Below are 22,515 nucleotides of genomic sequence, written 5' to 3'. Positions count from 1 at the left end.
ACTCCCTTTCCCAGCGCTCGCAGTGTTAGGTTTACAAAATGTTTCTGTCACAAGCGTCAGAAATACTTTCCCAATCCTTTGCAAAGGAATGCCTGTTCCATGGTCTTTTCCCTGAAAAAACTGGCCGCCGCCACTCTGGTCATGGCCAGCCTCGCCACGTTTACCAGCGCCGCACAAGCCAACATCACTGCCGAGCAAAGCGCAGCGATCCTGAAATCCTTCGACGGCAAGAGCTTGACGGATTTCCGCAGCTTCCTTGGCAGCCTGGCGAAAAGCGACCTGGCCAAGACGGATAACCTCAACCCGTCCATCAGCGCCTTCCTCGACAACAAGACCCTGAACGCCGAACAGCAGAATGAAATCCACCGTCTGCTGGGTATCTACACTCGAGTGAAATACGGCAAGGCGGCGCTGGAAACCCTGCGTCAACTCGTCGAGATTCCAACCTTCCGCAAGGACGGCGTGGCGCAGCACGACAACCCGGAATTCATCAAAATTGCCGGCGAGATTCAAAAGCTCTCCGAATCCTTTGGTTTGAAATTCCGCAACATCGATAACCGTGTCTACGAAATATCTCTGGACGGCAAAGGCGACGAAGTCGTCGGTATTCACGCGCACGCTGATGTGGTGCCAGTGACCCCGGAAAACTGGGTGCTGAAAGACGGCACCAAGCTCGACCCGTTCAAAGTCACGCTGATTGGTGATCGCATGTACGGTCGCGGTACCGAGGATGACAAAAACGCCATTGTCGTCGCGCTGTACGCCATGAAAGTGATCAAGGACGAGAAGCTGCCGCTGGCACGCAATTTCAAATTGCTGGTCGACACCACCGAGGAAACCAGCGGCGACGCCATCCCGTACTACTTCGAGCGCAACCCGACGCCGAACTACAACATGGCGCTGGACGGCGGCTATCCGGTGGTGATTGCCGAGAAAGGCTACGGCACGGTGATGGCCAACTTCGCCAAGCGCAAAGGCGAAGGCAACGGCGCGGAAATCGTTTCGATGACCGGCGGCAAGGCGACCAACCAGATTCCATCGGCTTCGGTGGTCACCCTGGTAACCGACAAGCCTGCCGAGCTCGCCGCCAGTCTGCAAAAATCCGGCGACGCCTATGCCAAAGCCAACGGTGGCGACTTCCAGGTCGCTGCGAAGGTTGATGGTAAAGACGTGAAACTGACCGTCACCGGGGTTTCTGCGCACTCCTCGGAACCAGAGTCCGGCGTCAACCCGGTCGCGCGGATGTTGAGCTTCATCAACAGCCTGGACGGCAAAGTCGCGCTCAAGCACAACCAGTTCACCGACGCGGCGCGTTATGCCGACGACAACTGGGGCCTGGATTACTTGGGTAAAAAACTTGGCGTGGGCTTCTCCGATTCGTTCATGGGACCACTGACCACCTCGCTGACCTATGTCGGCGAGGACGACAAAGCCTTCAAACTGGCGGTGAACCTGCGGGTGCCGAAGGGTAAATCCCCGGAAAAGCTCAAGGCCGAGATCGCCGAGAAACTGGACGCCTGGAGCAAGAAGACTCACGTTGCCGTGGCGTTCGACTACTCAGTGGCAGAACCGATGTACCGCAATCCCGAAGGTGAGTGGGTCAAGGCGCTGCTCGCGGTGGCCAGCGAAAACCTCGGCATGAAGTCGGAATTCGGTACTTCCGCTGGCGCGACTTCGGTTCACGAATTGCCGAACGGCGTGCAATTCGGCCTGGCGCGACCGGAAGCCAAATACACCGGCCACACCGATGGCGAATTCAAGACCGTCGACCAGTTCCTGCTGGATCTGCAGATCGTCACGGAAATGATGGGGCGTGTCGGGCAGTTGCCGAAGCTCTGATGCGCTGTTTTAACCCGGTCGCTTGTGACCGGGTTAAACATAAGGAAGGACCCGCATCGGGTCCTTTTTTTTGCCCCCAAAAAACGCGCGCGTCGAGACTGTCAGCCCCCTGAGCAGGTCGCACTTCGATCGCCTGCAACCGTCACCCAACTTCGTTGCACTTGCAATCACATGCAAGCCTTGAGTAAGGTGCAGGCACGACGGAACGTACGGAGATCGTGGAATGATGGGCTTTTCCAGCTTCACTAAGACGCCAGAAACCAGCCTGGCCGCTCAGGCCTGCATCGATAAGATCCGCACAGTTCCACCGCAGCAGACTGCGGACTCTTCCTCGCCGCTGCTCACCATGGTCGATATCGCCAATCGCCTCGAGAGGGATCCGGGAACAGCCAGGCATATCTGGGTCATCCGCTCCAGCAAACAGAGCCAAACCGCAAATGCCCACACCCGGATCAGCGCCTGGCCCCTGCGTTTGAACGCCACAGCCCGCTCCAGTGAGAGACCGCTGCTGTACCTGACCACTTCGGCAACATCGGCCGAGTTGTGTGCACTTTCCAATGAATCGGCCCATCGCGGCATTCTGTGCAATGACATCGAAACCTTGCCTTCACGCTGGCCCAAGGGGGCTCATCCCTGGGTGCCACTCTGGCTGGTCGCCAACACGCACTGCCTGCCCTTTGACCCCGCCAGCGGCGCCGAAGCGCAGGCCATTACCCTGGCGGCTTTGCAAAGTCTGTATGTGGAAGGCAACGACGGTTTTTATTACATGGCACTTCACGATGAGCCCAGTGACTTCATCGCTCCAACCAACCGACTCAGCGCCAGCGAGGCTTTCAAGGGCATGTACCGGCTCAGCAGCATCGATATCGATTCAGCGCGCCCTAAAGTGCGCTTGCTCGGGGCGGGGCTGGCGTTGCAGTCGGTGACGACGGCGGCGCAGCTGCTACGCGAGGACTGGGGCGTGGCCAGCGAACTGTGGAGCTGCCCCAGCTATACCCGCCTTGCCCGCGATGCGGACAATGCGCACCGCTGGAATCGCCTGCATCCAGAGATGCCGCGCAGGTCAGCGCATTTGTTCGATTGCCTGGACAACGAGGATTGGCCGGTGGTGGCCGTGACCGGGTATGGCCGGCATGTCGCCGAGCAGATCGGTGCACATGTGAAGTCACGGTTCGTGGCCCTCGGTGCCGACTCGATCGGGTCCGCCATGGGCCGGGTGGATGAGCGCTGGATCGTGGTGCTGGCCCTGCAGGTTCTGGCTGAGGAAGGCGTCATCAGCCGAGCGTTCATCCAGCAGGCCATGGATCGGTACCTGCTCCAATGAAAAGCTCCCTCACTTCCCCCGCCCACTGCTGCGCGCCGCGCTGGCCGCGCGCTCGAGGGCATCGCTGAAAAGCCGTTGCTCGGCGTCGTCAAATTGCGACAAGAACAGTTCGTCCACTGCGCCTTCGTAGATGGCCCACATTTTCTTGCGTAATGCCTTGCCCTGCTCGGTGATGCTGGCATACGCGCCGCGACCGTCATCGCTGGCGCGGCTGCGGATGACCAGACCTTCGGCTTCCAGGCGGTCCACCAGACGCGTCAGGTTGTAGCGCTCGATGGCCATCACATCTGCCAGTTCGTTCATTCGCCGGCTGCCATCGGGGCCGCTTTCCAGCCCCCATAACGCGTCGTACCAGGCATAGGCCGGAAGCCCGGCGGCCGCCAGCCGACGCTCGATCTCGCGGATGAGGCAGCGGTGTGCCCTGACGAATCTGAACCAGGTATCCGGCTCGTTGGAAGACATGCATCACCTTTTTCATGAAATCGATTTAGTTGCAATTGTAGCGCACGGCAGGCTAAGTTCTTTCACGTAGTTGCAACTGCAACTACATACTCGAAGGCTGGCGCTGACCCACGCCCCTTGGTCAGGCACCAAACGACTCGGTGCTGCTGCAATGTTCAGGAGACGACAACGATGGCACAACAACCCGCTTTTCTCGACGAGGATCCACAAGAGACTCGCGAATGGCTCGAATCGATTGAGTCGGTGGCGAGTGTCGAAGGACGCCCTCGCGCCCACTATCTGATCGATCAGATGCTGGATTTCGACGCCAACCGTCACGGTGACTTCTACGGGCGCGTGACGACGCCCTACGTCAATACGATCCCGGTCGAACGCCAGCAACCCTACCCCGGCGACCTGGCCGTGGAGCGCCGGATCAATGCCTATATCCGCTGGAACGCGCTGGCCATGGTGCTGCGCGCTGGCAAACATTCGAACGTGGGCGGACACATTGCGTCCTACGCATCGGCGGCGGTTTTGTACGACGTCGGCTTCGAGCATTTTTTCCGTGGCCGCACCGAGCAGTTCGCCGGCGACATGGTGTACATCCAGGGCCACTCCTCACCTGGCATCTATGCACGGGCGTATCTGGAAGGACGCCTGAGTGAAGAGCAACTGGACAACTTCCGCCGCGAAACCGATCGTGACGGTATCTCATCCTATCCGCATCCGCGGCTGATGCCGGAGTTCTGGCAATTCCCGACGGTGTCCATGGGGCTCGGGCCAATTACCGCCGCGTATCAGGCCCGGTTCATGCGTTACCTGGAGGACCGCGGGCTGAAAGAACATCAGGGGCGAAAAGTCTGGGCATTTCTCGGCGACGGTGAAATGGACCAGCCGGAATCCCTGGCGGCGATTTCTCTCGCGGGCCGGGAAAAGCTCGACAACCTCATCTTTGTCGTCAACTGCAATCTGCAGCGCCTGGACGGACCGGTTCGCGGCAACAGCAAGGTGATTCAGGAGTTTGAAAGCCTCTACCGGGCGGCTGGCTGGAATGTACTCAAGGTAATCTGGGGCAGCGGCTGGGATGCCCTGTTGGAGAAGGACAGGACCGGCCTGCTGCGCCAGCGGATGATGGAGTGCGTCGACGGCGACTATCAGAACTACAAGTCGCAGAACGGCGCCTATGTGCGGGAGCATTTCTTCGGCAAATACCCTGAGCTGCTGGAGCTGGTCAGTGACCTGAGCGACGACGACATCTGGAAACTGTCCCGTGGTGGCCACGATCCGGAGAAAGTCCACAACGCCTACGCCGCCGCCATGCGCCACATCGGCGGACCGACCGTGATCCTCGCCAAGACGGTGAAGGGTTTCGGCATGGGCGAAGCCGGTGAAGGCCAGAATATCAACCACCAGCTCAAGAAGATGGGCGACGACGCGGTCAAGGCGTTCCGTGATCGGTTCGGACTGGAACTCAGTGATGATCAGCTCGGCGACATGCCTTACCTCAAACCGGCTGCGGACAGCGTCGAAAGCCTGTACCTGCAAGCCAGGCGCAGCCAGTTGGGCGGTTACATCCCGGCCCGTTTCAGTGCCGTGGCACCATTGCAGGTCCCGCCTTTGTCGGCGCTGGATACACAGCTCAAAGGGACTGGCGAGCGGGCGATCTCCACGACCATGGCGTTCGTGCGCATCCTCGGCACGCTGCTCAAGGACCCGAATATTGGCAAACTGATCGTGCCGATCGTGCCCGATGAATCACGCACCTTCGGTATGGAAAGCCTGTTCCGCCAGATTGGCATCCACTCCCACGTCGGCCAGCTCTATACGCCTCAGGACGCCGGCCAACTGAGTTATTACAAGGAGGCCAGAGATGGCCAGATCATGCAGGAAGGCCTGAACGAATCCGGCGGAATTTCTTCCTGGATCGCCGCGAGCACTTCCTACAGCACCCACGCCGTAATGACGGTGCCCTTCTATATTTTCTACTCGATGTTCGGCTTCCAGCGCGTGGGTGACCTCGCTTGGGCGGCAGGTGACGCCCGTGCCCGGGGCTTCCTGCTCGGCGCCACGTCCGGCCGGACCACGCTGATGGGCGAAGGCCTGCAGCACGACGACGGCCATAGCCATGTCCTGTCTTCCACCATCCCCTGCTGCGTGTCCTACGACCCCACTTACGCCTATGAATTGGCGGTGATCATCCAGGACGGGATGCGGCGGATGTACGTCGAAAACGAGGATATCTTTTACTACATCACGCTGCTCAACGAGAACTACGCCCATCCGCCGATGCCCGAGGGTGTCGAGCAAGACATCCTCAGAGGCATGTACCGGCTCAGCGCCAGTGCGCACCCCGCCGAAGGCAAGCATGTGCAACTGATGGGTTGCGGTTCGATCCTGCAGGAAGTCGTCGCCGCTGCCCAATTGTTGGAGCGGGATTTCGCCGTCAGCAGTGACGTATGGAGCGTCACCAGCCTGACCGAACTGCGTCGGGAGGGCCAGGATGCCGAACGCTGGAACCTGCTTCATCCACAACAGACGCCTCGCATCAGCCATGTTGAAAGCTGCCTGCAGGATGCACAGGGTCCGGTGGTGATCGCGACCGACTATATGAAAATATTCGCCGATCAGATCCGCCCGTTCGTGCCCAATCGCCGCTTCGTCGCCCTGGGCACTGACGGTTTCGGCCAATCGGACACCCGCGAATCGTTGCGTCGGTTTTTCGAAGTGGATCGCCATTTCATTGCCTTGGCGGCCCTGAAAGCGCTGGCTGACGACGGCGCGATCACACGAGAAAAAGTCGCCGAGGCGATTGTTCTTTATGGGATTGACCCCGAGAAGCAGAATCCTGCAGCTGTATGATTGGGTGATTCCATTGAAACTGGAAAGGCATCCTGCACTGGTTCCAGGGCAGGGTCCTTTTTTTTTGCCGCTACAAAACGCGCACAAACAAAAACGCCGATCATCACTGATCGGCGTTTTTGTGAAATTGGAGCGGGAAACGAGACTCGAACTCGCGACCCCGACCTTGGCAAGGTCGTGCTCTACCAACTGAGCTATTCCCGCAAATGGCGTCCCCTAGGGGACTCGAACCCCTGTTACCGCCGTGAAAGGGCGGTGTCCTAGGCCACTAGACGAAGGGGACACGCTACCCGGAACACATGGTGTGTGTTTCGGTGTCCAGATCCGCGTCCGAAGACTTGGTTCTGCTTTCACTCAGCACCGCCCGAAAGCACTGCTGTTTAAAATTGGAGCGGGAAACGAGACTCGAACTCGCGACCCCGACCTTGGCAAGGTCGTGCTCTACCAACTGAGCTATTCCCGCATTGGCGTCCCCTAGGGGACTCGAACCCCTGTTACCGCCGTGAAAGGGCGGTGTCCTAGGCCACTAGACGAAGGGGACACACTACAACATTCACTCCCTGCCGCGTTTCGCTGTGTGCTTTACGCTGCAAGTGGCGCGCATTCTATGGATGGATTGAGAGGTCGTCAACCCCCTGATATAAATTTATTTAAATCAATGACTTCGACCTGGATTAAGGGCTGCGCAGGGCTTTTCCGTCATCCGAAACCTGACGCCTATATTCCGCCACTCGCCAAGACGTTATAGTCCACCGCACAGTGATGGCAATCTGCACATCAAGCGCCAGCATTCATCTATACAGCCGGCGGCCGACACAGATTGCAGCAGCCGATCAAACCCGTCGAGCGGCGCTAGGCGCCTAAATGCCCAGCCACTACACTCGCATGCGAACCCTATAAAGAGGTCTTACCGGTGACACCACTCATGATCACCCTGCTAGTCGTAGCCGGGATCGCAATTCTGATCGCCATTGGCTACATGAACCATGTGGTGGAAAACAATAAACTGGAGAAGGCCCGCACCAAAGTCGAACTCAACGACCGCCTGCGCCGCTGCGGTGAACTGACCGAAACCTTCCCCGGCCAATTCATGACCCCGGCGCTCAAGCTGCTGCTGACCCGCCTGGAACTCAACGTCTGCCAGCGCCTGCTCAATCTGGAAAAAACCAGCGCGACCACCAAGGCCCGGATCACCGAACTCAGTGCCCTGGTGGCCCAGGGCGAATCGATCCCGGTCAACAACCCGCCGGCGCCGATCCTGACCGAAGCCAAGGCCAAAGACGTACGCTTCCTCCTCGAAGCCCTGCACGGCCAGATCACCCGCGCCGCCCACGACGGCTTCCTGCCACCGAACGAAGCCAAACAATGGATTCGCGAAGTGCGCCACATCCTTGTTCTGCTGCACATCGAATTCTTCAACAACCTCGGCCAACAGTCCCTGCAACAAAACCAACCCGGCCAGGCCCGCCTCGCCTTCGAACGTGGCGTGCAATATCTGCGCAAACAACAGGATCCGCAGATGTACGCCGAGCAACTGCAATACCTGGAAAAACTCCTCGCGCGCGCCAATGCCCAGGTCATGGACAAGATTGCCCCGGTTGAAGGTGAAGAAAACCAATTGACCGCTGGTTTGAAGGATGTCGAAGCGGATGCGGACTGGAAGAAGAAAGTGATTTACGACTGAGGCGGGAATGCCGGGAAAGAAGCCACCGTAATCGGTGGCTTTTTTGTGGGGGGGTTAAAGAGGGTGTGATTTGAAGATCGCCATCGCGAGCAGGCCCGCTCCCACAGAAAAGCAAAGTCAAAAGCAAAAGATCGCAGCCTTCGGCAGCTCCTACAGGCGGATCGCGTAACACTCAAGAACAGGTTGGCTGTCAGGCCGCCTTCGCGAGCAGGCTCGCTCCCACAACAGCAACAGCAACAGCAACAGCAACAGCAACAGCAACAGCAACAGCAACAGCAAAAGATCGCAGCCTTCGGCAACCCCTACACACGATGAGCGCAAGCTCGAGTAGCTTTTGATCTTGATCTGGGAGCCCGTCGGCAGGCTGAGTGGAGGGATTGATCCGGGCGTGGGAGCGCAGCGACCGTACGACGCAGTCGTACACAGCGGGAGGAGGTGCAGCGAAGCAAACCGGAGACGCTGCGCCCGGATCGATCCCGTAGCGAAGGAACCCCGAGCCCAAGCGAGCGGGCCGAACGTCAGGGCACAGCCTTTTGGTTCCTTTTTGGCGTTTGAAAAAGGGACTCGCCGTAAGGGCGAAACCGTAATCAGCAACCCCCGAAGCAACGGATATTCACCCAAAACCCCAAGAGCCTGGTCGGCCCAGAGGCCGCCAAGGCTCAAAGCCGAAAATGCCCAACCATCGAGCGCAACTCCCCCCCCAACTGCGCCAGCTCAACACTCGAAGCCGCATTCCCGCGCATCGCCAGCGAAGAGTGATCCGCGCTCGCGCGAATCTGCGTGACACTGCGATTGATTTCCTCCGCCACCGAACTCTGCTCCTCCGCCGCCGCCGCAATCTGCTGATTCATCTGCTGAATCAACGACACCGCCGCCGCAATACTCCCCAGCGCACTCTCGGTCTGCAACGCATCACTGACCGCCAGCTTCACCAGCTCGCCACTGCTGCGAATCTGCTGCACCGACGACTGCGCCGCCGCACGCAAGGCACTGACCAGACGCTCGATCTCCTCGGTCGATTGCTGCGTGCGCCGTGCCAGTGCGCGCACCTCATCGGCCACCACCGCAAACCCCCTGCCCTGCTCACCGGCCCGCGCCGCTTCGATGGCCGCGTTCAGCGCCAACAGATTGGTCTGCTCGGCCACGCTCTTGATCACCTCCAGCACCGTGCCGATATTCTGAATCTCGGCGCTGAGGCTCTCGATACTCGAACTGGCGGAAGTCGCCGAATCGGCCAACTGCTCGATCCGCGCCATGCTCTGGCGCACAACCTGCTGGCCGCTCTCGACCTTGTCATCCGCTGTCTGCGCTGCCAGCGCCGCTTCTTCGGCATTGCGCGCGACGTCATGCACAGTGGCGGTCATCTGATTCATGGCCGTGGCCACCTGCTCGGTTTCTTCTTTCTGGCTGTTGACCTCCAGGTTGGTTTGCTCCGTCACCGCTGACAGCGATTGCGCGGAACCGGCCAGGCGTTCGATCCCGGCCTGCAAGCCACTGACAATCGTGCCAAGGCCTGCAGCCATCTGCTGCATCGCCAGCATCAGCTGACCCATTTCATCGCGGCGCGTCACCTCGACCTTCGCCGTCAGATCACCCGCAGCAATCTGCTGAGCCACGCGAATCACACTGCGCAGCGGCGCCACGATCAGCCGCGTGATCACCCAAGCGGCGAGCAATCCGACCAACAAGGCCAGCGCCGAGGAGCCGATGATCAGCATCGAGTTCTTCTTCAGCTCGGCCTGCATCGAAGCGTCTTCGGCGACATAGGCCTGATTCACTCGATCCATCACCTGCGCGGCACGCTGATGCAGTTGGTCGTAGACAGTTTTTTCCTGCGCCAGCAGGCCAGTGTATTCAGCGAGTTTTTCGTTGAACCCGGCGATGTGCCCCGACACCTCATTGAGCACGGTCAGATAGCCCTCGTCCTTGACCGTGGTTTTCAGCGCCTCGGCCTGCTTTTGTGCTTGCGCCGCCTGTTCAATATTGGCTTGACCCGTATTGTCGGGATCGCCCTTGCGACTCTGATCCAGGCGCACGCGCGCTTCGTTCATTGCCTGCAACATCAGCCGCGAGACCTGACTGACCTGGCTGGCCTGTTCGATGAACTGGGCGCCGTCCTTGCCCTCGGTGTCTTTCAGCGTGTAGGCGGCATCATCGGCGAGCCCGGCCTGCAACACGTCGAGATTATTGGCCACGCTGGACACCGACCAACTGGCCATTTCCAGCGCGAGGTCCTTGGCCTGGCTCAGCGAAACGAATTCATCGAACGCCTTGCGATACGCGCCCAGCGCTTGCTCGACATCGCTCATCACCGGCACATTGGCCGGCGTATGCGCCTTGAGCTCACCGGCAAGGACGATCAGCCCATCGACACCTTCGCGCAGGGCATCGGCGGTTTTCGGATTGCCACGCAGGGCGTACTCCTGCTCGAGCAGACGCACCTTGAGCAGGCCGCTGTTGAGCGCAGACATCTGCTTCAAGCCGTCGAAACGCAGACTGATGGCTTGCAGGGACCAGACCCCGATCGCCGCGACCAATGCAGTCAGCAGCAAGACCAGCACAAATCCGATACCCAGTTTTTTCGCCATACCGAGGTTGGCAAAACGTCCTTGCACGGCCGAAATCATTGCGCGTAGTCCCCTGCCAAAGTCTGTTGCCGAAGATTCGCAACGGGCTCGAACCAGCACAAGTCTCGGGCGTCGGAATAATGGCAAAAAGCTACGCCCGCGTCGTTTTCAGAATGCTGGAGGTCGATCCGCGCAGGTATTGCGGAAAAACTGCCGGGCACGCGGGTCGCAGGCACAGGCGACATTGATGCGCTGCCAGTCTCCGGCCTCGCCGCTGGGACTGAAGGCGTCCGCTGCCGATAACTCCAGCCCGCAACGCTGCGCCTGCCTGCGCACCAACGCCTGATCCTTCAACCGCGCCCGCGCCCAGATGAACAGCCCGCCAACCGGCTTGCCGAACACTTCCCAGTCGGCATCTTCCAGGGCCTGCAGGGCCGCCGCGCGATCAGCATTCAAGCGCTGGCGCTGACGCTGCACCAGTTTGCGATACGCGCCCGTCGCCATCAGGCGGGCCAGCACTGCCTCGGCCAGCCTTGAACAACCCAGGCCGCTGATCATCTTGACCTCGGCCAGGCGCATGACAAGTTCGCGCTCAGCCAGCACAAAACCCACCCGCAACGAACTGCTCAGGGTCTTGGAGAAACTGCCCACATAGATGACCCGCCCCTCATGGTCCAGCGCCGCGAGGCGGGTGCCGTTGCCCGTGTGCAGATCGGCATAGACATCGTCCTCGATCACGCGCAGATCGTAGGTCTTGCTCAGTTGCACGATGCGCTGGGCGACAGCGGGCGTCAGGCAACTGCCGGTGGGATTGTGGTGGTGACTGCCGATGAACAAAGCGACGGGACGAAACTGACGCAGCACCGATTCAAGCATTTCGATGTCCGGCCCGTTCGGCGTACGTCGGACTTCGAGCATGCGTACGCCGTGCATGCGCAACAGGTCAAACAACGGTGCATGACCAGGCGTTTCCACCACCACACAGTCGCCGGCCTTGAACAAGGTGCGCACGATCAGATCCAGCGCATGACTGGCGCCGCTGGTGCTCATCAACCGGCTGCCACAGGCTTCGATATTCATTGCTTTGAGACGCTTGACGATCTGCTCGCGCAACGCTGGCAGGCCCAGCGGCGAGCTGTAATTGAACAGACTGGCCATGTCGGTCCGCGCTACCTCGCGTAACGCGTAGCTGAGGTCGTCGGGCTCACGCCAGCTCGGCGGCAGGCTGCCCTGCCCCAGCTTAAGGCGACTGGTCGTGGCGCTCATCTCATCACACCAGGCATGGCGCCCCTCGAACACGCCCAGTTCCGGCTCTGCACCGCTCACGGTCGCCGACGCCGCGACGATAAATCCGGCCCCCTGACGCGTGGTCAGGATACCCTGCGAAACCAGGCGCTCGCAGGCTTCGACGACGCACGACTGGCTGAGCAGATTGCCCCGGGCGATTTGCCGCACGGAGGGCAACCGGGTGGCCGGCGGGATGCCGCTTTGCACGATCCAGTCCGTCAGTCCGTCCACAATCTGCTGCACGACCGGCACCATTGCCTGTCGGTCAATTCTCAGTTCCATGAGCTCGCAAACTCCTGTCAGTTTTGCTGGCAGCAGTAAATCACAGCCGCGCCGCCGAGGCTGTGCGACAACGCCGCCAAATGCAGCAGTTCTAACTATTTGATACACATTGTTTAACGGATTCACGCCCACAGAACGCGGGACAAAAAAACCCGCACGAAGGCGGGCTCTTTAGAAGCGGACACATTCAGAACGCCGTCACGCCACCGTCCACCGCCAGTGAGTGCCCGGTAGTGAACGCCGCGCCATCGCTGCACAGGTACAGCACCGCACTGGCGATTTCCTCGACCTTGCCGATGCGCCCGACCGGGTGCATGGCGTTGGCGAATTCGCCCTTCTTCGGATCGGCTTCGTAAGCACGCCGGAACATGTCCGTATCGATCACCGCCGGGCACACCGCGTTGACGCGGATTTTCTTCTTCGCATATTCGATTGCCGCCGATTTGGTCAGGCCGATCACTGCATGTTTCGACGCCGCGTAGATACTCATTTTCGGTGCCGCGCCCAGCCCGGCCACCGATGCCGTGTTGACGATCGCCCCACCGCCCTGAGCCAGCAGCAACGGCAACTGATACTTCATGCACAGCCAGACGCCTTTGACGTTGACGCCCATGATCGCGTCGAATTCGTCGAGCGAACCGTCGGCAAGTTTGCCTTTCTCGATTTCGATCCCGGCGTTGTTGAAGGCGTAGTCGAGCCGACCGTAGGTATTGATCACCTCGTCCATCAGATTTTTTACATCACTTTCCAGCGTTACGTCGCAGCGCACGAAGGCCGCTTCGCCACCGGCTGTACGAATCAGCGCCACCGTGCCTTCACCACCGGCCGCATCCAGGTCAGCCACCACGACTTTCAGGCCCTGCGCGGCAAACGCCAGAGCGGTCGCCCGGCCGATGCCGTGGGCCGCACCCGTGATTACAACCACCTGACCGGAAAACGTCATGCTCATGGATATGTCCTCGAAGGCAAAGAAGCCGGGATGTTGGCGTTGCAGCATAGCCAGCTGCGGTGGCGGTGCGTCAGCACTATCCAGAAGCCGTTTATGGGTCCATGCGTTGCAGTGATAAAACCCCACCTGCAACCATCACTGCACTGGATCGACCTGCATTCGCCGTATCAGCCAACCTTGCGACATCGGCGCTGAAGGTCTATCAACAAAGCTTCATTCCGTTCGAGTGCCTGTCATGACCAACCAGACCAATCGCCAGTTCCTGCTCGCCAAACGCCCAGTGGGCGCCGCGACCCGCGAGACTTTCACTTATCAGGAAGTACCGGTCGGCGAACCACAGGCCGGACAGATTCTGGTCAAGAACGAATATTTGTCTCTGGATCCGGCCATGCGCGGCTGGATGAACGAAGGCAAGTCCTACATCCCGCCGGTCGGCCTCGGAGAAGTCATGCGCGCACTGGGCGTGGGAAAAGTCATCGCCTCGAACAATCCCGGTTTTGCCGTGGGCGATTACGTCAACGGTGCCCTCGGCGTGCAGGATTATTTCCTCGGCGAGCCGCGCGGCTTCTACAAGGTCGATCCGAAACTCGCACCATTGCCGCGTTACCTGTCTGCGCTGGGCATGACCGGCATGACCGCCTACTTCGCCCTGTTAGATGTGGGCGCCCCAAAAGCCGGTGACACCGTGGTGCTGTCCGGCGCGGCAGGTGCGGTGGGCAGCGTCGCCGGGCAGATCGCCAAAATCAAAGGCTGCCGCGTCGTCGGCATTGCCGGCGGTGCCGACAAGTGCAAATTCCTCATCGACGAATTGGGCTTCGACGGCGCCATCGATTACAAGGCTGAAGACGTGGTGGCGGGACTGAAGCGCGAATGTCCGAAAGGCGTCGACGTGTACTTCGATAACGTCGGCGGCGACATTCTCGATGCGGTGCTGAGCCGCTTGAACATGAAGGCGCGGGTGGTGATCTGCGGCGCGATCAGCCAGTACAACAATAAAGAGGCGGTCAAGGGGCCGGCCAATTACCTGTCACTGCTGGTCAATCGCGCGCGTATGGAAGGTTTTGTGGTGATGGACTACGCCGCGCAGTTTGCCAGTGCCGCGCAGGAGATGGCCGGCTGGATGGCCAACGGGCAGCTCAAGAGCAAGGAAGATGTGGTTGAAGGGCTGGAGACGTTCCCGGAGACGCTGATGAAACTGTTCAACGGTGAGAACTTTGGCAAATTGGTGTTGAAGGTTTAAGACAGAAGATCAAAAGATCGCAGCGTTCCGCAGCTCCTACAGGTGTTCACATGGCTCTGTAGGAGCTGCCGAAGGCTGCGATCTTTTAGGCGATTTCGGCTACGACCGCGGCCAAGGCTTGGACCGGGTTCGCCGCCTGGCTGATCGGGCGACCGATCACCAGGTAGTCGGAACCGGCATCCAGCGCCTGACGCGGGGTCAGAATGCGGCGCTGATCGTCCTGCGCGCTGCCCGCCGGGCGAATCCCCGGGGTGACCAGTTGCAGCGACGGGTGCGCGGTTTTCAGCGCCGACGCCTCCAGCGCTGAACACACCAGACCGTCCATCCCGGCCTTCTCGGCCAGGGCCGCCAGCCGCAGCACTTGCTCCTGCGGTTCGATGTCCAGACCGATACCCGCCAGATCCTCGCGCTCCATGCTGGTCAGCACGGTCACACCGATCAACAGCGGTTGCGGGCCGCTGCGCTTGTCCAGCTCTTCACGGCAGGCGGCCATCATGCGCAGGCCACCGGAGCAGTGCACGTTGACCATCCACACGCCCATCTCCGCAGCGGCTTTCACGGCCATCGCCGTGGTGTTGGGGATGTCGTGGAATTTCAGGTCCAGGAACACTTCGAAGCCCTTGTCACGCAGGGTGCCGACGATTTCCGCCGCGCAACTGGTGAACAGTTCCTTGCCCACTTTGACCCGGCACAGTTTCGGGTCCAACTGATCGGCCAGCTTCAGTGCGGCGTCACGGGTGGGAAAATCCAGGGCGACGATGATAGGAGTCTGGCAGGCGGACATGGATGGGCTCTCAGGCTGGTCGAAAACGGCGCGCATTGTAGCGGAACCGGCGGCGGCGCGGCACCCGATGATCGGTAAATCGTCGCGCCGGCGGTGTTCAGCGTAGCCGCCACGGTCATTGTGTCGACTCCGATACACAACCGACACGCCGGCAACACGCACCCGGGTTAGCCTCGCCCGGCGCAACACGCCCTTACAACAGCACTTCCCGCCTCCCGGCTGGACGCCTATGCTGAAACCACCCCTGGTAGTGAACAGCCCCATGCCCAACGCCCCGACAACCGTGACGGATGAAAGCAAAGACGACAAGCGCTGGAGCATCCGCGCGCTGATCGTCGACGATGACGTGCCGATCCGTGAGCTGATGATCGATTACCTCGCCCGCTTCAACATCCACGCCAGCGGCGTCACCGACGGAGCGGCAATGCGCCAGGCGCTGCAGGCCGAACACTTCGATGTCATCGTCCTCGACCTGATGCTCCCCGGCGAGGACGGTCTGTCGCTGTGCCGCTGGCTGCGTGCCGAATCGGACATCCCGATCCTGATGCTCACCGCTCGCTGCGAACCCACCGATCGCATCATCGGCCTGGAACTGGGCGCCGACGACTACATGGCCAAGCCTTTCGAACCGCGCGAACTGGTGGCCCGCATCCAGACCATCCTGCGCCGCGTGCGCGACGACCGCACCGAGCAGCGGGCGAACATTCGCTTCGACCACTGGCGCCTGAACAGCGTCCTGCGCCAAGTGATCGCCGACGACGGCCTGGTAGTGCCGCTGTCCAACGCTGAGTTCCGCCTGCTCTGGGTCTTCCTCGAACGCCCGCGCCGCGTGCTCAGCCGCGAACAACTGCTCGACGCCGCCCGCGGTCGCTCGATCGAAGCATTCGACCGCAGTATCGATCTGCTGGTCTCGCGCCTGCGGCAAAAACTCGGCGACGACCCGAAAGCCCCGCAGCTGATCAAGACCGTGCGCGGTGAAGGCTACCTGTTCGACGCGCGGGACATTGGCTGATGAGGGTGCGCTTCGACACATTGTTCGGCAGGCTATTCGGTGTGCTGTTCGTGGCAATTGTCCTGGCCCACCTGCTGGCCTTCGCCTGGTTCAAGCTCTACGGCCCTCCGCCGCCCCCACCGCCGCCCGCGTTCACAGCCAACATCGACGGCCAACCGCCGGTGCACGATTCCGCTTACCCACCGAGGCAAGCGCGTCCCTGGTTCGGTGGCCCGGTGGTGCCACTGACCTTTCAGTTCATCACGCTGATGATCGCTGCGTGGTACGGCGCCAAACTGCTCAGCCGGCCGATCCAGCGCCTGAGCGACGCCGCCGAGCGCCTGAGCGAAGACCTCGACAGCGACCCCCTCGACGAGTCCGGCCCGCGCGAAGCCCGGCAAGCCGCGCACACTTTCAACCTCATGCAGCGGCGTATCCGCGAACAGGTCCAGCAACGCGCCCGCATGCTCGGCGCCGTCTCCCACGACCTGCGCACGCCACTGTCACGGCTGAAACTGCGCCTGGAAAACATCAGCGACGACAAACTGCAAAACCAGATGCGCCAGGACCTGGACGACATGATCGGCATGCTCGACGCCACCCTCACCTATCTGCACGAACAACGCACCAGCGAAGCCTTGCAACTGCTGGACGTGCAGGCGCTAGTCGAATCGCTGTGCGAGAACGCCCAGGACCAGGGCGCCGATGTTCAGGTCAGCGGCCACTGCGCGCCCCTGCCGGTGCAACCGATGGCGCTGCGCTCATGCATCAACAACCTGCTGGATAACGCCCTGCGTTACGCCGGACAGGCACGGATTGAACTGCTGGAACAGCGTGAAGCATTGCTGATTCGGGTAATCGATCACGGACCGGGCATCGCCGAAGACCAACGCGAAGCCGTGTTCGAGCCGTTCTATCGACTGGAGGGATCGCGTAATCGCAACTCCGGGGGCGTCGGACTGGGCATGACCATCGCCCGCGAAGCCGCGCGGCGGTTGGGCGGGCAATTGACGCTGGAAGACACACCGGGCGGCGGGTTGACCGCAATTGTTCGGTTGCCGCGGTGCTGACTCCCTGTAGGAGCGAGCCTGCTCGCGAAGGCGTCTGTTCATTCAATGTCTGTGTTGAATGTACGCCCCCTTCGCGAGCAGGCTCGCTCCCACATTGGAGTGGTGTTCATCCGGGATAATGGGTTGGCTGTGAGCGCGCTATCGCTGGCAAGCCAGCTTCCACAGGGGATCGAGTGATCTCAGAGGACGATGGGTTGGCAGTGAGGACGTCATCGCGAGCAGGCTCACTCCTACAATTGGATCGAGTACAACCTCAAGAAACAGGTCGGCTGTCAGGCCGCCTTCGCGAGCAGGCTCGCTCCCACAGAAAAGCAAAGCAGCGCAGCTGCCCGCGGCGAAGCCGCCCCACTCAACAATGAGCGTTAGCTCGAGTGCTTTTGATCTTGCTTTTGATCCACTGGCGACGTCGGAAGGCTGAGCGGAGGGATTGATCCGGGCGTGGGAGCGCAGCGACCGTACGACGCAGTCGTACACAGCGAGTGTAGGTGCAGCGAAGCAAACCGGAGCCGCTGCGCCAGGATCGATCCCGCAGCGAAGGAACCCGAGCCTGCGAGGGCCGAACGCAGGAGCAAGCCTTTTGGGTTACCTTTTTGGCGTTTGAAAAAGGTGACCCGCCGTAAGGGCGGAACCCTAAGTCGCCGTTACCGCAGAAATGGATATTCACCCAAAACCCCAAGCAGCATGGTCGGCCCAAAGGCCGCCAAGCCCCCCTAGACCCGAGCCTGACTCTTACTCCAATCCGTCAACAGACTATAAGCCACCGCCAACAACGTAGGCCCAATAAACAACCCGATAAACCCAAACGCAATCAACCCGCCAAACACCCCGAGCAACACAATCACCAACGGCAGATTGCCGCCACGGCTGATCAGATACGGCTTGAGCACATTGTCCACGCCACTGATGATGAACGTCCCCCAGATACCGAGAAACACCGCCATCCCGTAATCGCCCTTCCACGCCAGCCACGCCGTGGCCGGCACCCACACCAGCGGCGGCCCCATCGGAATCAGGCTGAGCAGGAACGTGACGATCCCCAGCACCAGCGCCCCCGGAACGCCAGCAATCAAAAAGCCGATCAACGCCAGCACCGCCTGCGCAGCCGCCGTACCGATCACGCCGTTGACCACCCGCTGAACAGTTCCGGCCACGAGCTCGATGTAATACCCGGCACGATCGCCGATCAAGCGCTGCAGCAGACTGTGCACGAACGCCGCCAGTCGCGGCCCGTCACGGTAGAAAAAGAATACGAACACCAGACTCAGCGTCAGCTCGAGAATACCCCCGCCGATCTGCGCACTGCGTGCCAGCAGCCAGTTGCCGACCTGGCCCAGATACGGTTTGATCGAGACCATCAACGCCGCGCCCTGCTGGTCGATGCTGTCCCACATCGCCACCAGCCGCTCACCGACCAGAGGCACGCTGCCCAGCCAGGTCGGTGCTTCGGGCAGACCGTCGACCTGCACATCCTTGATGAATGCTGTGGCATCGCGCACATGATCGGCGAGATTGAACCCCAGCCAAACCAACGGTGCGGCCACCAGTAACATCCAGCCCAGTGTCAGGATCAACGCGGCCAGCGATTCGCGGCCATTGAGCGCCCGGGTCAGCAAACGCATCAGCGGCCAACTGGCGAATGCCAGCACCGCGCCCCAGAACAGCGCCGACCAGAACGGCGCCATCACCCACAGGCTGGCGCCAAACAACACCAGCAGCAGAATCTGCACCAGCAGGCGATCGTTATTGAGCATGGAAAGTCCCGGCAAAGTCAGTCAGCGAAAGAGTAGGCGAACATGCATCGCATGCTCGCCGGGCACAGCTTATCGCAACAGGTCGATGCGCAGGCCAGAGCCTTCGAGATTGCCGGTTTCCAACCGCGCCGCCCGCACGCCCTGAGTGATCAATGCCTGGCGCCAGGCTTCGGCCTTGGGCCCGGAAATCGTGACCCGCAAGGTCGTATCGAGATTCAGCCCCCGGGAAATCAGGCGCAGCCAGGTGGCATCCGGGTCATCGGCGAGTTTCGGGAAATCCAGTTCGCCAGTGCTTTTCAACTGCCGCAACAGGGTCGCTGAGGTTGGCAGCAACTCGCCCAACGGCGCAGTCGCCTCGAACTGCTCGACATGCAGATAGGCTTTGCGATTGCCCCGCGTGATGCTGTAGAGCGCCACCAACGTGTTGTCCTTTGGCGCCGCCAGCCTGAGCAACAGATAGGCCTGCTGCTCATCGGAACCGTACAACTTGGCGTTGCCGAACACCTCGTTGGCCCACAGGCTGCTTTCGCCGCAATCACGGGCCTGACACCAGAACAGCAGCTCGGCGTCCTGCTTTTGCAGGGCTTCGCGGGCGGCGGTGAAGGCTTCGGTAGCGGAATGTTCCGGCGGCAATTCGTAGGTCACCGAGGTGGTCTGGCCGCGGGCGGTGATCTGCCCGTCGAAACGCAACTGGCCGCTGATCTTGCGGATCGAGCCCAGCGGATAGATGCGCTCCAGCTCGGCGGCCGGGCGATAGTCGACGATCTGCGCGTCGGCCAGACGCGGCACGATTTGCAGATCATGGCTGCCCGGCACATCGGCGGCGAACGATAAGGAGCTGAAGCAGCCCAGCGCGAAAAGACTGAGTGACCGCATAGTCAGGCTCACCGGACGGTCAAGGCTGGGCGGGTCGGGGTCGCAGCGGTATAGAAATCCATCGAGTTTGTCTCCCATTTCAACCCGCCCAGCCTCGGCAGTTGCCCGCAGCAAGTCAAGGCATGGCGAAGAAGCGATTGAAACAGTCTGCTACAAGACCTGCGCCAGCCTGATCATTCAGGTGCAGATGATGCCCGCCCGGCAACTGTTCGTGACTGAACGGTAGACGCTGCAGCAGCTCGGGATGCCTGGCCAGCATGCCATCCGCCGCGACCACCAGATGGGCCGGACAGCGGACGCGCAGAGCGAACGCCATCGCCTGTTCCTCGGTCAGGCGCAGCGGCGATGGCAGCGTCAGGCGATTGTCGGTGCGCCAGGTGTAACCGCCGGGCACCGGCATCAAGCCGCGTTGGGCCAACAGTTCAGCGGCTTCGCGACTGACCGCCACCAGGCCTTTCATCCGCGCCTCGATGGCACGCTCGAGGGTGGTGTAGACCGGTTTGCGCTTTTCCCGCAGATCGAGTTGCGCCTGCAGTGCCATGCCCATGCGCTCGGCGGCGTTTTCTCCGTTGTCTGTAGGAGGAATCACCCCATCGATGAGCGCCAGGTGACTGATGCGCTCCGGCAGCGAACCGGCGAGGACCATCGAGACGATCGCGCCCATCGAATGCCCAAGCAGGCCGAAACGCTTCCAGCCCAGTTGTTCGGCGACTTGCAGCACATCGTGGGCGTAGTCCCACAGGGCATAACCGGCGCCGTTCGGCCGATGTCCGGAATGGCCATGCCCAGCCATGTCCAGCGCGACGATGCGCAGGCCTTTGAGCATCGGCGCCAGCCGGGCAAAGCTGTTGGCGTTGTCGAGCCAGCCGTGCAGCGCGATCACCGGCAAGCCGTCGTCAGGGCCGAACAGGTGCGCGGCCAGCTCGATGTGCGGCAGATTCAGGCGTACTTCTTCGCAGGTCGGGCTCATGCGCAATCCTTGTTCTGTCGGTGTTCCCAGCGCATGAACAGGCTCTTGAGCAACCGTGCCGTGTCCTGCGGGCGCTCCAGCGGAAACATGTGCCCGCCGGGCATGCTCAGCGCCTCGCCTTGCGGCAGACGCGAAACGAAGCGTGTGTGATGACGCATGACCACGCGGCTCTTGTGCCCGCGCACCATGGCCAGTGGCACCTGCAATTGCCGGGTACGCCCGGGGCTGGTGTGCGGCACGCCGCGATAAATGCTGATCTCCGTGGCGGGATCAAAACGCAGGCGCAGTTTATCGTCGACCTGATGCAAACCGTGTTGCAGGTAGGCGTCGAAGCATTCCGGGTCGAAGCCACGAAACAGGGTTTTGCCGGCAAAGTAACTGCGCGCGCTGTCCAGATCGGCGAATTCTTCACGGCGCCCGAGCGTGCGCCCGGCCGGGGTCAGCTTATCGATGAAACCAAAACGCTTGGCCGCGCGAATCACCCACTGATCGGTGCGCGTCAGCACCGGCGAATCGAGCATCACCACGCCCCGGTACAGCTCGGGACAGCGCAACGCTGCGTGCAGGTGCAGCAGACCGCCAAAGGAATGCCCGACGCCCCACACCGGCTGCTCCTGCTGTTCCAGGTGATGGATCAGCTCATCGACGAGGTTGTACCAATTGTCGTCCGCCGGAAAACGCGGGTCATGGGCATGCTGCTCCAGATGCGCGACCCGGTACTCCGGCGCCAGCGCCGCGAACAACTTGCCATAGGTCCCCGAAGGGAAACCGTTGGCGTGGGCGAAAAAGATCGGTTGCGACATGCGGGCAAATCCACTGGGCGAGAAACGTGGCGTTGATTGTCCGCAAGACCCGGCGCCGCAGCAATGACTGTAAGTGCCAGGAATGATGACAGTCTGGTCAGGGTGATGGGTGTCAGCGAGACTGCTTCCCCCTCACCCCAGCCCTCACCCCCAAGGGGGCGAGGGGCAAAGGGAGTGATCGGGGATAATTCAATTCTGAAGGTCGGCGCGAAACCGCCGATCAGAACTCACTCTGGAACACGCAGATCTCTAAGGTCTACGACGATCGCCGAAACCACACGGTCGGCCCCCTCTCCCTCTGGAAGAGGGCTGGCCCTGACGGAACTCGATAATTGTCAGCGCAATGGTGGCTGTTCCCCCAGCGGCACCACCGCCATGGTCAGGCGCGAAACGCAACTGGCCTTGCCTTCATCGCTGGTCAGGCGGATGTCCCAGACGTGTGTGGTGCGGCCAATGTGGATCGGCGTGGCCACCGCGGTCACTCGCCCGCTCCGCAAGCCACGCAAGTGGTTGGCGTTGATCTCCAGGCCGACGCAATAGAACTTGCTGGCATCGATGCACAGATAACTGGCCATCGAGCCGACGGTTTCCGCCAGCACCACCGATGCGCCGCCATGCAGCAGACCGTAGGGCTGATGGGTGCGATGGTCGATAACCATGCTCGCGGTCAGCGATTGTTCGTCGAAGGTTTCGAAGCGAATGTCCAGCACTTCGCCAATGGTGTTCTTCTGGATTGCGTTCAACTGTTCGATGTCGGGTGCAGTACGCCACAAGCTCATCGCAGACTTCCTTTGT

General features: G+C 61.0%; 17 protein-coding genes, 4 tRNA genes and 1 pseudogene. 7 read left to right on the top strand and 15 right to left on the bottom strand.

Translation table 11 applies throughout. The features are described 5' to 3' along the window. Positions 1–99 precede the first annotated feature (99 nt). Both BLU71_RS02050 and BLU71_RS02045 read left to right on the top strand, forming a co-directional pair. Positions 100–1,839, top strand: a complete 1,740-nt coding sequence (locus BLU71_RS02050) for a dipeptidase (protein WP_083352197.1) — start codon at positions 100–102, stop codon at positions 1,837–1,839. A 223-nt stretch (positions 1,840–2,062) separates the two neighbouring features. After that, positions 2,063–3,163, top strand: coding sequence for a transketolase-like TK C-terminal-containing protein (locus BLU71_RS02045; protein ID WP_156889208.1), 1,101 nt, complete (start codon positions 2,063–2,065; stop codon positions 3,161–3,163). Between the two features lie 9 nt (positions 3,164–3,172). Here BLU71_RS02045 and BLU71_RS02040 read toward each other — a convergent pair whose 3' ends face one another. Further along, a complete protein-coding gene (locus BLU71_RS02040; RefSeq protein WP_064361440.1) occupies positions 3,173–3,625 on the bottom strand; it encodes a MarR family winged helix-turn-helix transcriptional regulator in 453 nt (150 codons plus the stop codon). 171 nt (positions 3,626–3,796) lie between these two features. Between BLU71_RS02040 and aceE the strand changes: the two genes are divergently transcribed. Then, positions 3,797–6,466 (top strand): pyruvate dehydrogenase (acetyl-transferring), homodimeric type, encoded by a 2,670-nt coding sequence (gene aceE, locus BLU71_RS02035; protein ID WP_083352196.1) that lies wholly within the window; start codon positions 3,797–3,799, stop codon positions 6,464–6,466. Between the two features lie 128 nt (positions 6,467–6,594). Here the strand turns inward: aceE and BLU71_RS02030 are convergent. The 4 genes from BLU71_RS02030 to BLU71_RS02015 all read right to left on the bottom strand — a co-directional run bounded on the left by BLU71_RS02030 (position 6,595) and on the right by BLU71_RS02015 (position 7,007). After that, a tRNA-Gly gene (locus tag BLU71_RS02030) sits at positions 6,595–6,670 on the bottom strand. A 3-nt stretch (positions 6,671–6,673) separates the two neighbouring features. Then, positions 6,674–6,749, bottom strand: a tRNA-Glu gene (locus BLU71_RS02025). Between the two features lie 104 nt (positions 6,750–6,853). Further along, positions 6,854–6,929, bottom strand: a tRNA-Gly gene (locus BLU71_RS02020). 2 nt (positions 6,930–6,931) lie between these two features. After that, positions 6,932–7,007: transfer RNA gene (locus BLU71_RS02015), tRNA-Glu, on the bottom strand. 384 nt (positions 7,008–7,391) lie between these two features. On the opposite strand from BLU71_RS02015, the gene BLU71_RS02010 reads away from it, so the two are divergent. Then, positions 7,392–8,150 (top strand): hypothetical protein, encoded by a 759-nt coding sequence (locus BLU71_RS02010; protein WP_039764159.1) that lies wholly within the window; start codon positions 7,392–7,394, stop codon positions 8,148–8,150. A 659-nt stretch (positions 8,151–8,809) separates the two neighbouring features. Here the strand turns inward: BLU71_RS02010 and BLU71_RS28055 are convergent. The 4 genes and pseudogenes from BLU71_RS28055 to BLU71_RS01995 all read right to left on the bottom strand — a co-directional run bounded on the left by BLU71_RS28055 (position 8,810) and on the right by BLU71_RS01995 (position 13,235). Then, complete coding sequence (locus BLU71_RS28055) at positions 8,810–9,673, bottom strand: methyl-accepting chemotaxis protein (protein WP_376779075.1); 864 nt, start codon at positions 9,671–9,673, stop codon at positions 8,810–8,812. Next, a pseudogene (locus tag BLU71_RS28050) lies at positions 9,671–9,868 on the bottom strand (HAMP domain-containing protein); the annotation flags it as partial. The pseudogene BLU71_RS28050 and the gene BLU71_RS28055, both read right to left, overlap by 3 nt. A 1,017-nt stretch (positions 9,869–10,885) precedes the next feature. Further along, entirely contained in the window at positions 10,886–12,286 is a 1,401-nt protein-coding gene (locus BLU71_RS02000) for a PLP-dependent aminotransferase family protein (RefSeq protein WP_042610672.1), read from the bottom strand. A 187-nt stretch (positions 12,287–12,473) separates the two neighbouring features. Beyond that, positions 12,474–13,235, bottom strand: a complete 762-nt coding sequence (locus BLU71_RS01995) for an SDR family oxidoreductase (protein ID WP_042610735.1) — start codon at positions 13,233–13,235, stop codon at positions 12,474–12,476. A gap of 235 nt (positions 13,236–13,470) precedes the next feature. Between BLU71_RS01995 and BLU71_RS01990 the strand changes: the two genes are divergently transcribed. Then, the gene (locus tag BLU71_RS01990) at positions 13,471–14,475 is read left to right on the top strand and encodes an NADP-dependent oxidoreductase (protein WP_016773662.1); all 1,005 of its coding nucleotides are present in this window, start codon (positions 13,471–13,473) and stop codon (positions 14,473–14,475) included. 85 nt (positions 14,476–14,560) lie between these two features. Here the strand turns inward: BLU71_RS01990 and pyrF are convergent, their stop codons facing one another. After that, positions 14,561–15,259 (bottom strand): orotidine-5'-phosphate decarboxylase, encoded by a 699-nt coding sequence (pyrF, locus tag BLU71_RS01985; RefSeq protein ID WP_083352194.1) that lies wholly within the window; start codon positions 15,257–15,259, stop codon positions 14,561–14,563. A 262-nt stretch (positions 15,260–15,521) separates the two neighbouring features. Here pyrF and BLU71_RS01980 point away from each other — a divergent pair, with 262 nt between their 5' ends. Together BLU71_RS01980 and BLU71_RS01975 are read left to right on the top strand one after the other, a co-directional pair. Further along, positions 15,522–16,271, top strand: coding sequence for a response regulator (locus tag BLU71_RS01980; protein WP_064361435.1), 750 nt, complete (start codon positions 15,522–15,524; stop codon positions 16,269–16,271). Further along, positions 16,271–17,320, top strand: coding sequence for a sensor histidine kinase (locus BLU71_RS01975; RefSeq protein ID WP_083352193.1), 1,050 nt, complete (start codon positions 16,271–16,273; stop codon positions 17,318–17,320). Before BLU71_RS01980 ends, BLU71_RS01975 begins: the two co-directional genes overlap by 1 nt. Before the next feature lie 710 nt (positions 17,321–18,030). Here the strand turns inward: BLU71_RS01975 and BLU71_RS01970 are convergent. The 5 genes from BLU71_RS01970 to BLU71_RS01950 all read right to left on the bottom strand — a co-directional run bounded on the left by BLU71_RS01970 (position 18,031) and on the right by BLU71_RS01950 (position 22,499). Beyond that, positions 18,031–19,071 carry an AI-2E family transporter gene (locus tag BLU71_RS01970; protein WP_042607148.1) on the bottom strand — a complete coding sequence of 347 codons (1,041 nt, stop codon included), beginning with the start codon at positions 19,069–19,071 and terminating at the stop codon, positions 18,031–18,033. A 69-nt stretch (positions 19,072–19,140) separates the two neighbouring features. Then, positions 19,141–19,947 carry a DUF4892 domain-containing protein gene (locus tag BLU71_RS01965; RefSeq protein ID WP_065616807.1) on the bottom strand — a complete coding sequence of 269 codons (807 nt, stop codon included), beginning with the start codon at positions 19,945–19,947 and terminating at the stop codon, positions 19,141–19,143. A gap of 115 nt (positions 19,948–20,062) precedes the next feature. Further along, a complete protein-coding gene (locus tag BLU71_RS01960) occupies positions 20,063–20,917 on the bottom strand; it encodes an alpha/beta hydrolase (RefSeq protein WP_083352192.1) in 855 nt (284 codons plus the stop codon). Next, on the bottom strand, positions 20,914–21,720 hold the full coding sequence (locus BLU71_RS01955; protein ID WP_065616805.1) for an alpha/beta fold hydrolase: 807 nt from the start codon (positions 21,718–21,720) through the stop codon (positions 20,914–20,916). Before BLU71_RS01955 ends, BLU71_RS01960 begins: the two co-directional genes overlap by 4 nt. Before the next feature lie 335 nt (positions 21,721–22,055). Further along, a complete protein-coding gene (locus tag BLU71_RS01950; RefSeq protein WP_064364810.1) occupies positions 22,056–22,499 on the bottom strand; it encodes a hotdog fold thioesterase in 444 nt (147 codons plus the stop codon). Positions 22,500–22,515 lie beyond the last annotated feature (16 nt).

The organism is Pseudomonas moraviensis, assembly GCF_900105805.1.
Taxonomy (GTDB): Bacteria; Pseudomonadota; Gammaproteobacteria; order Pseudomonadales; family Pseudomonadaceae; genus Aquipseudomonas; species Aquipseudomonas moraviensis_A.
This window is presented reverse-complemented; position numbering and strand designations above follow the sequence as displayed.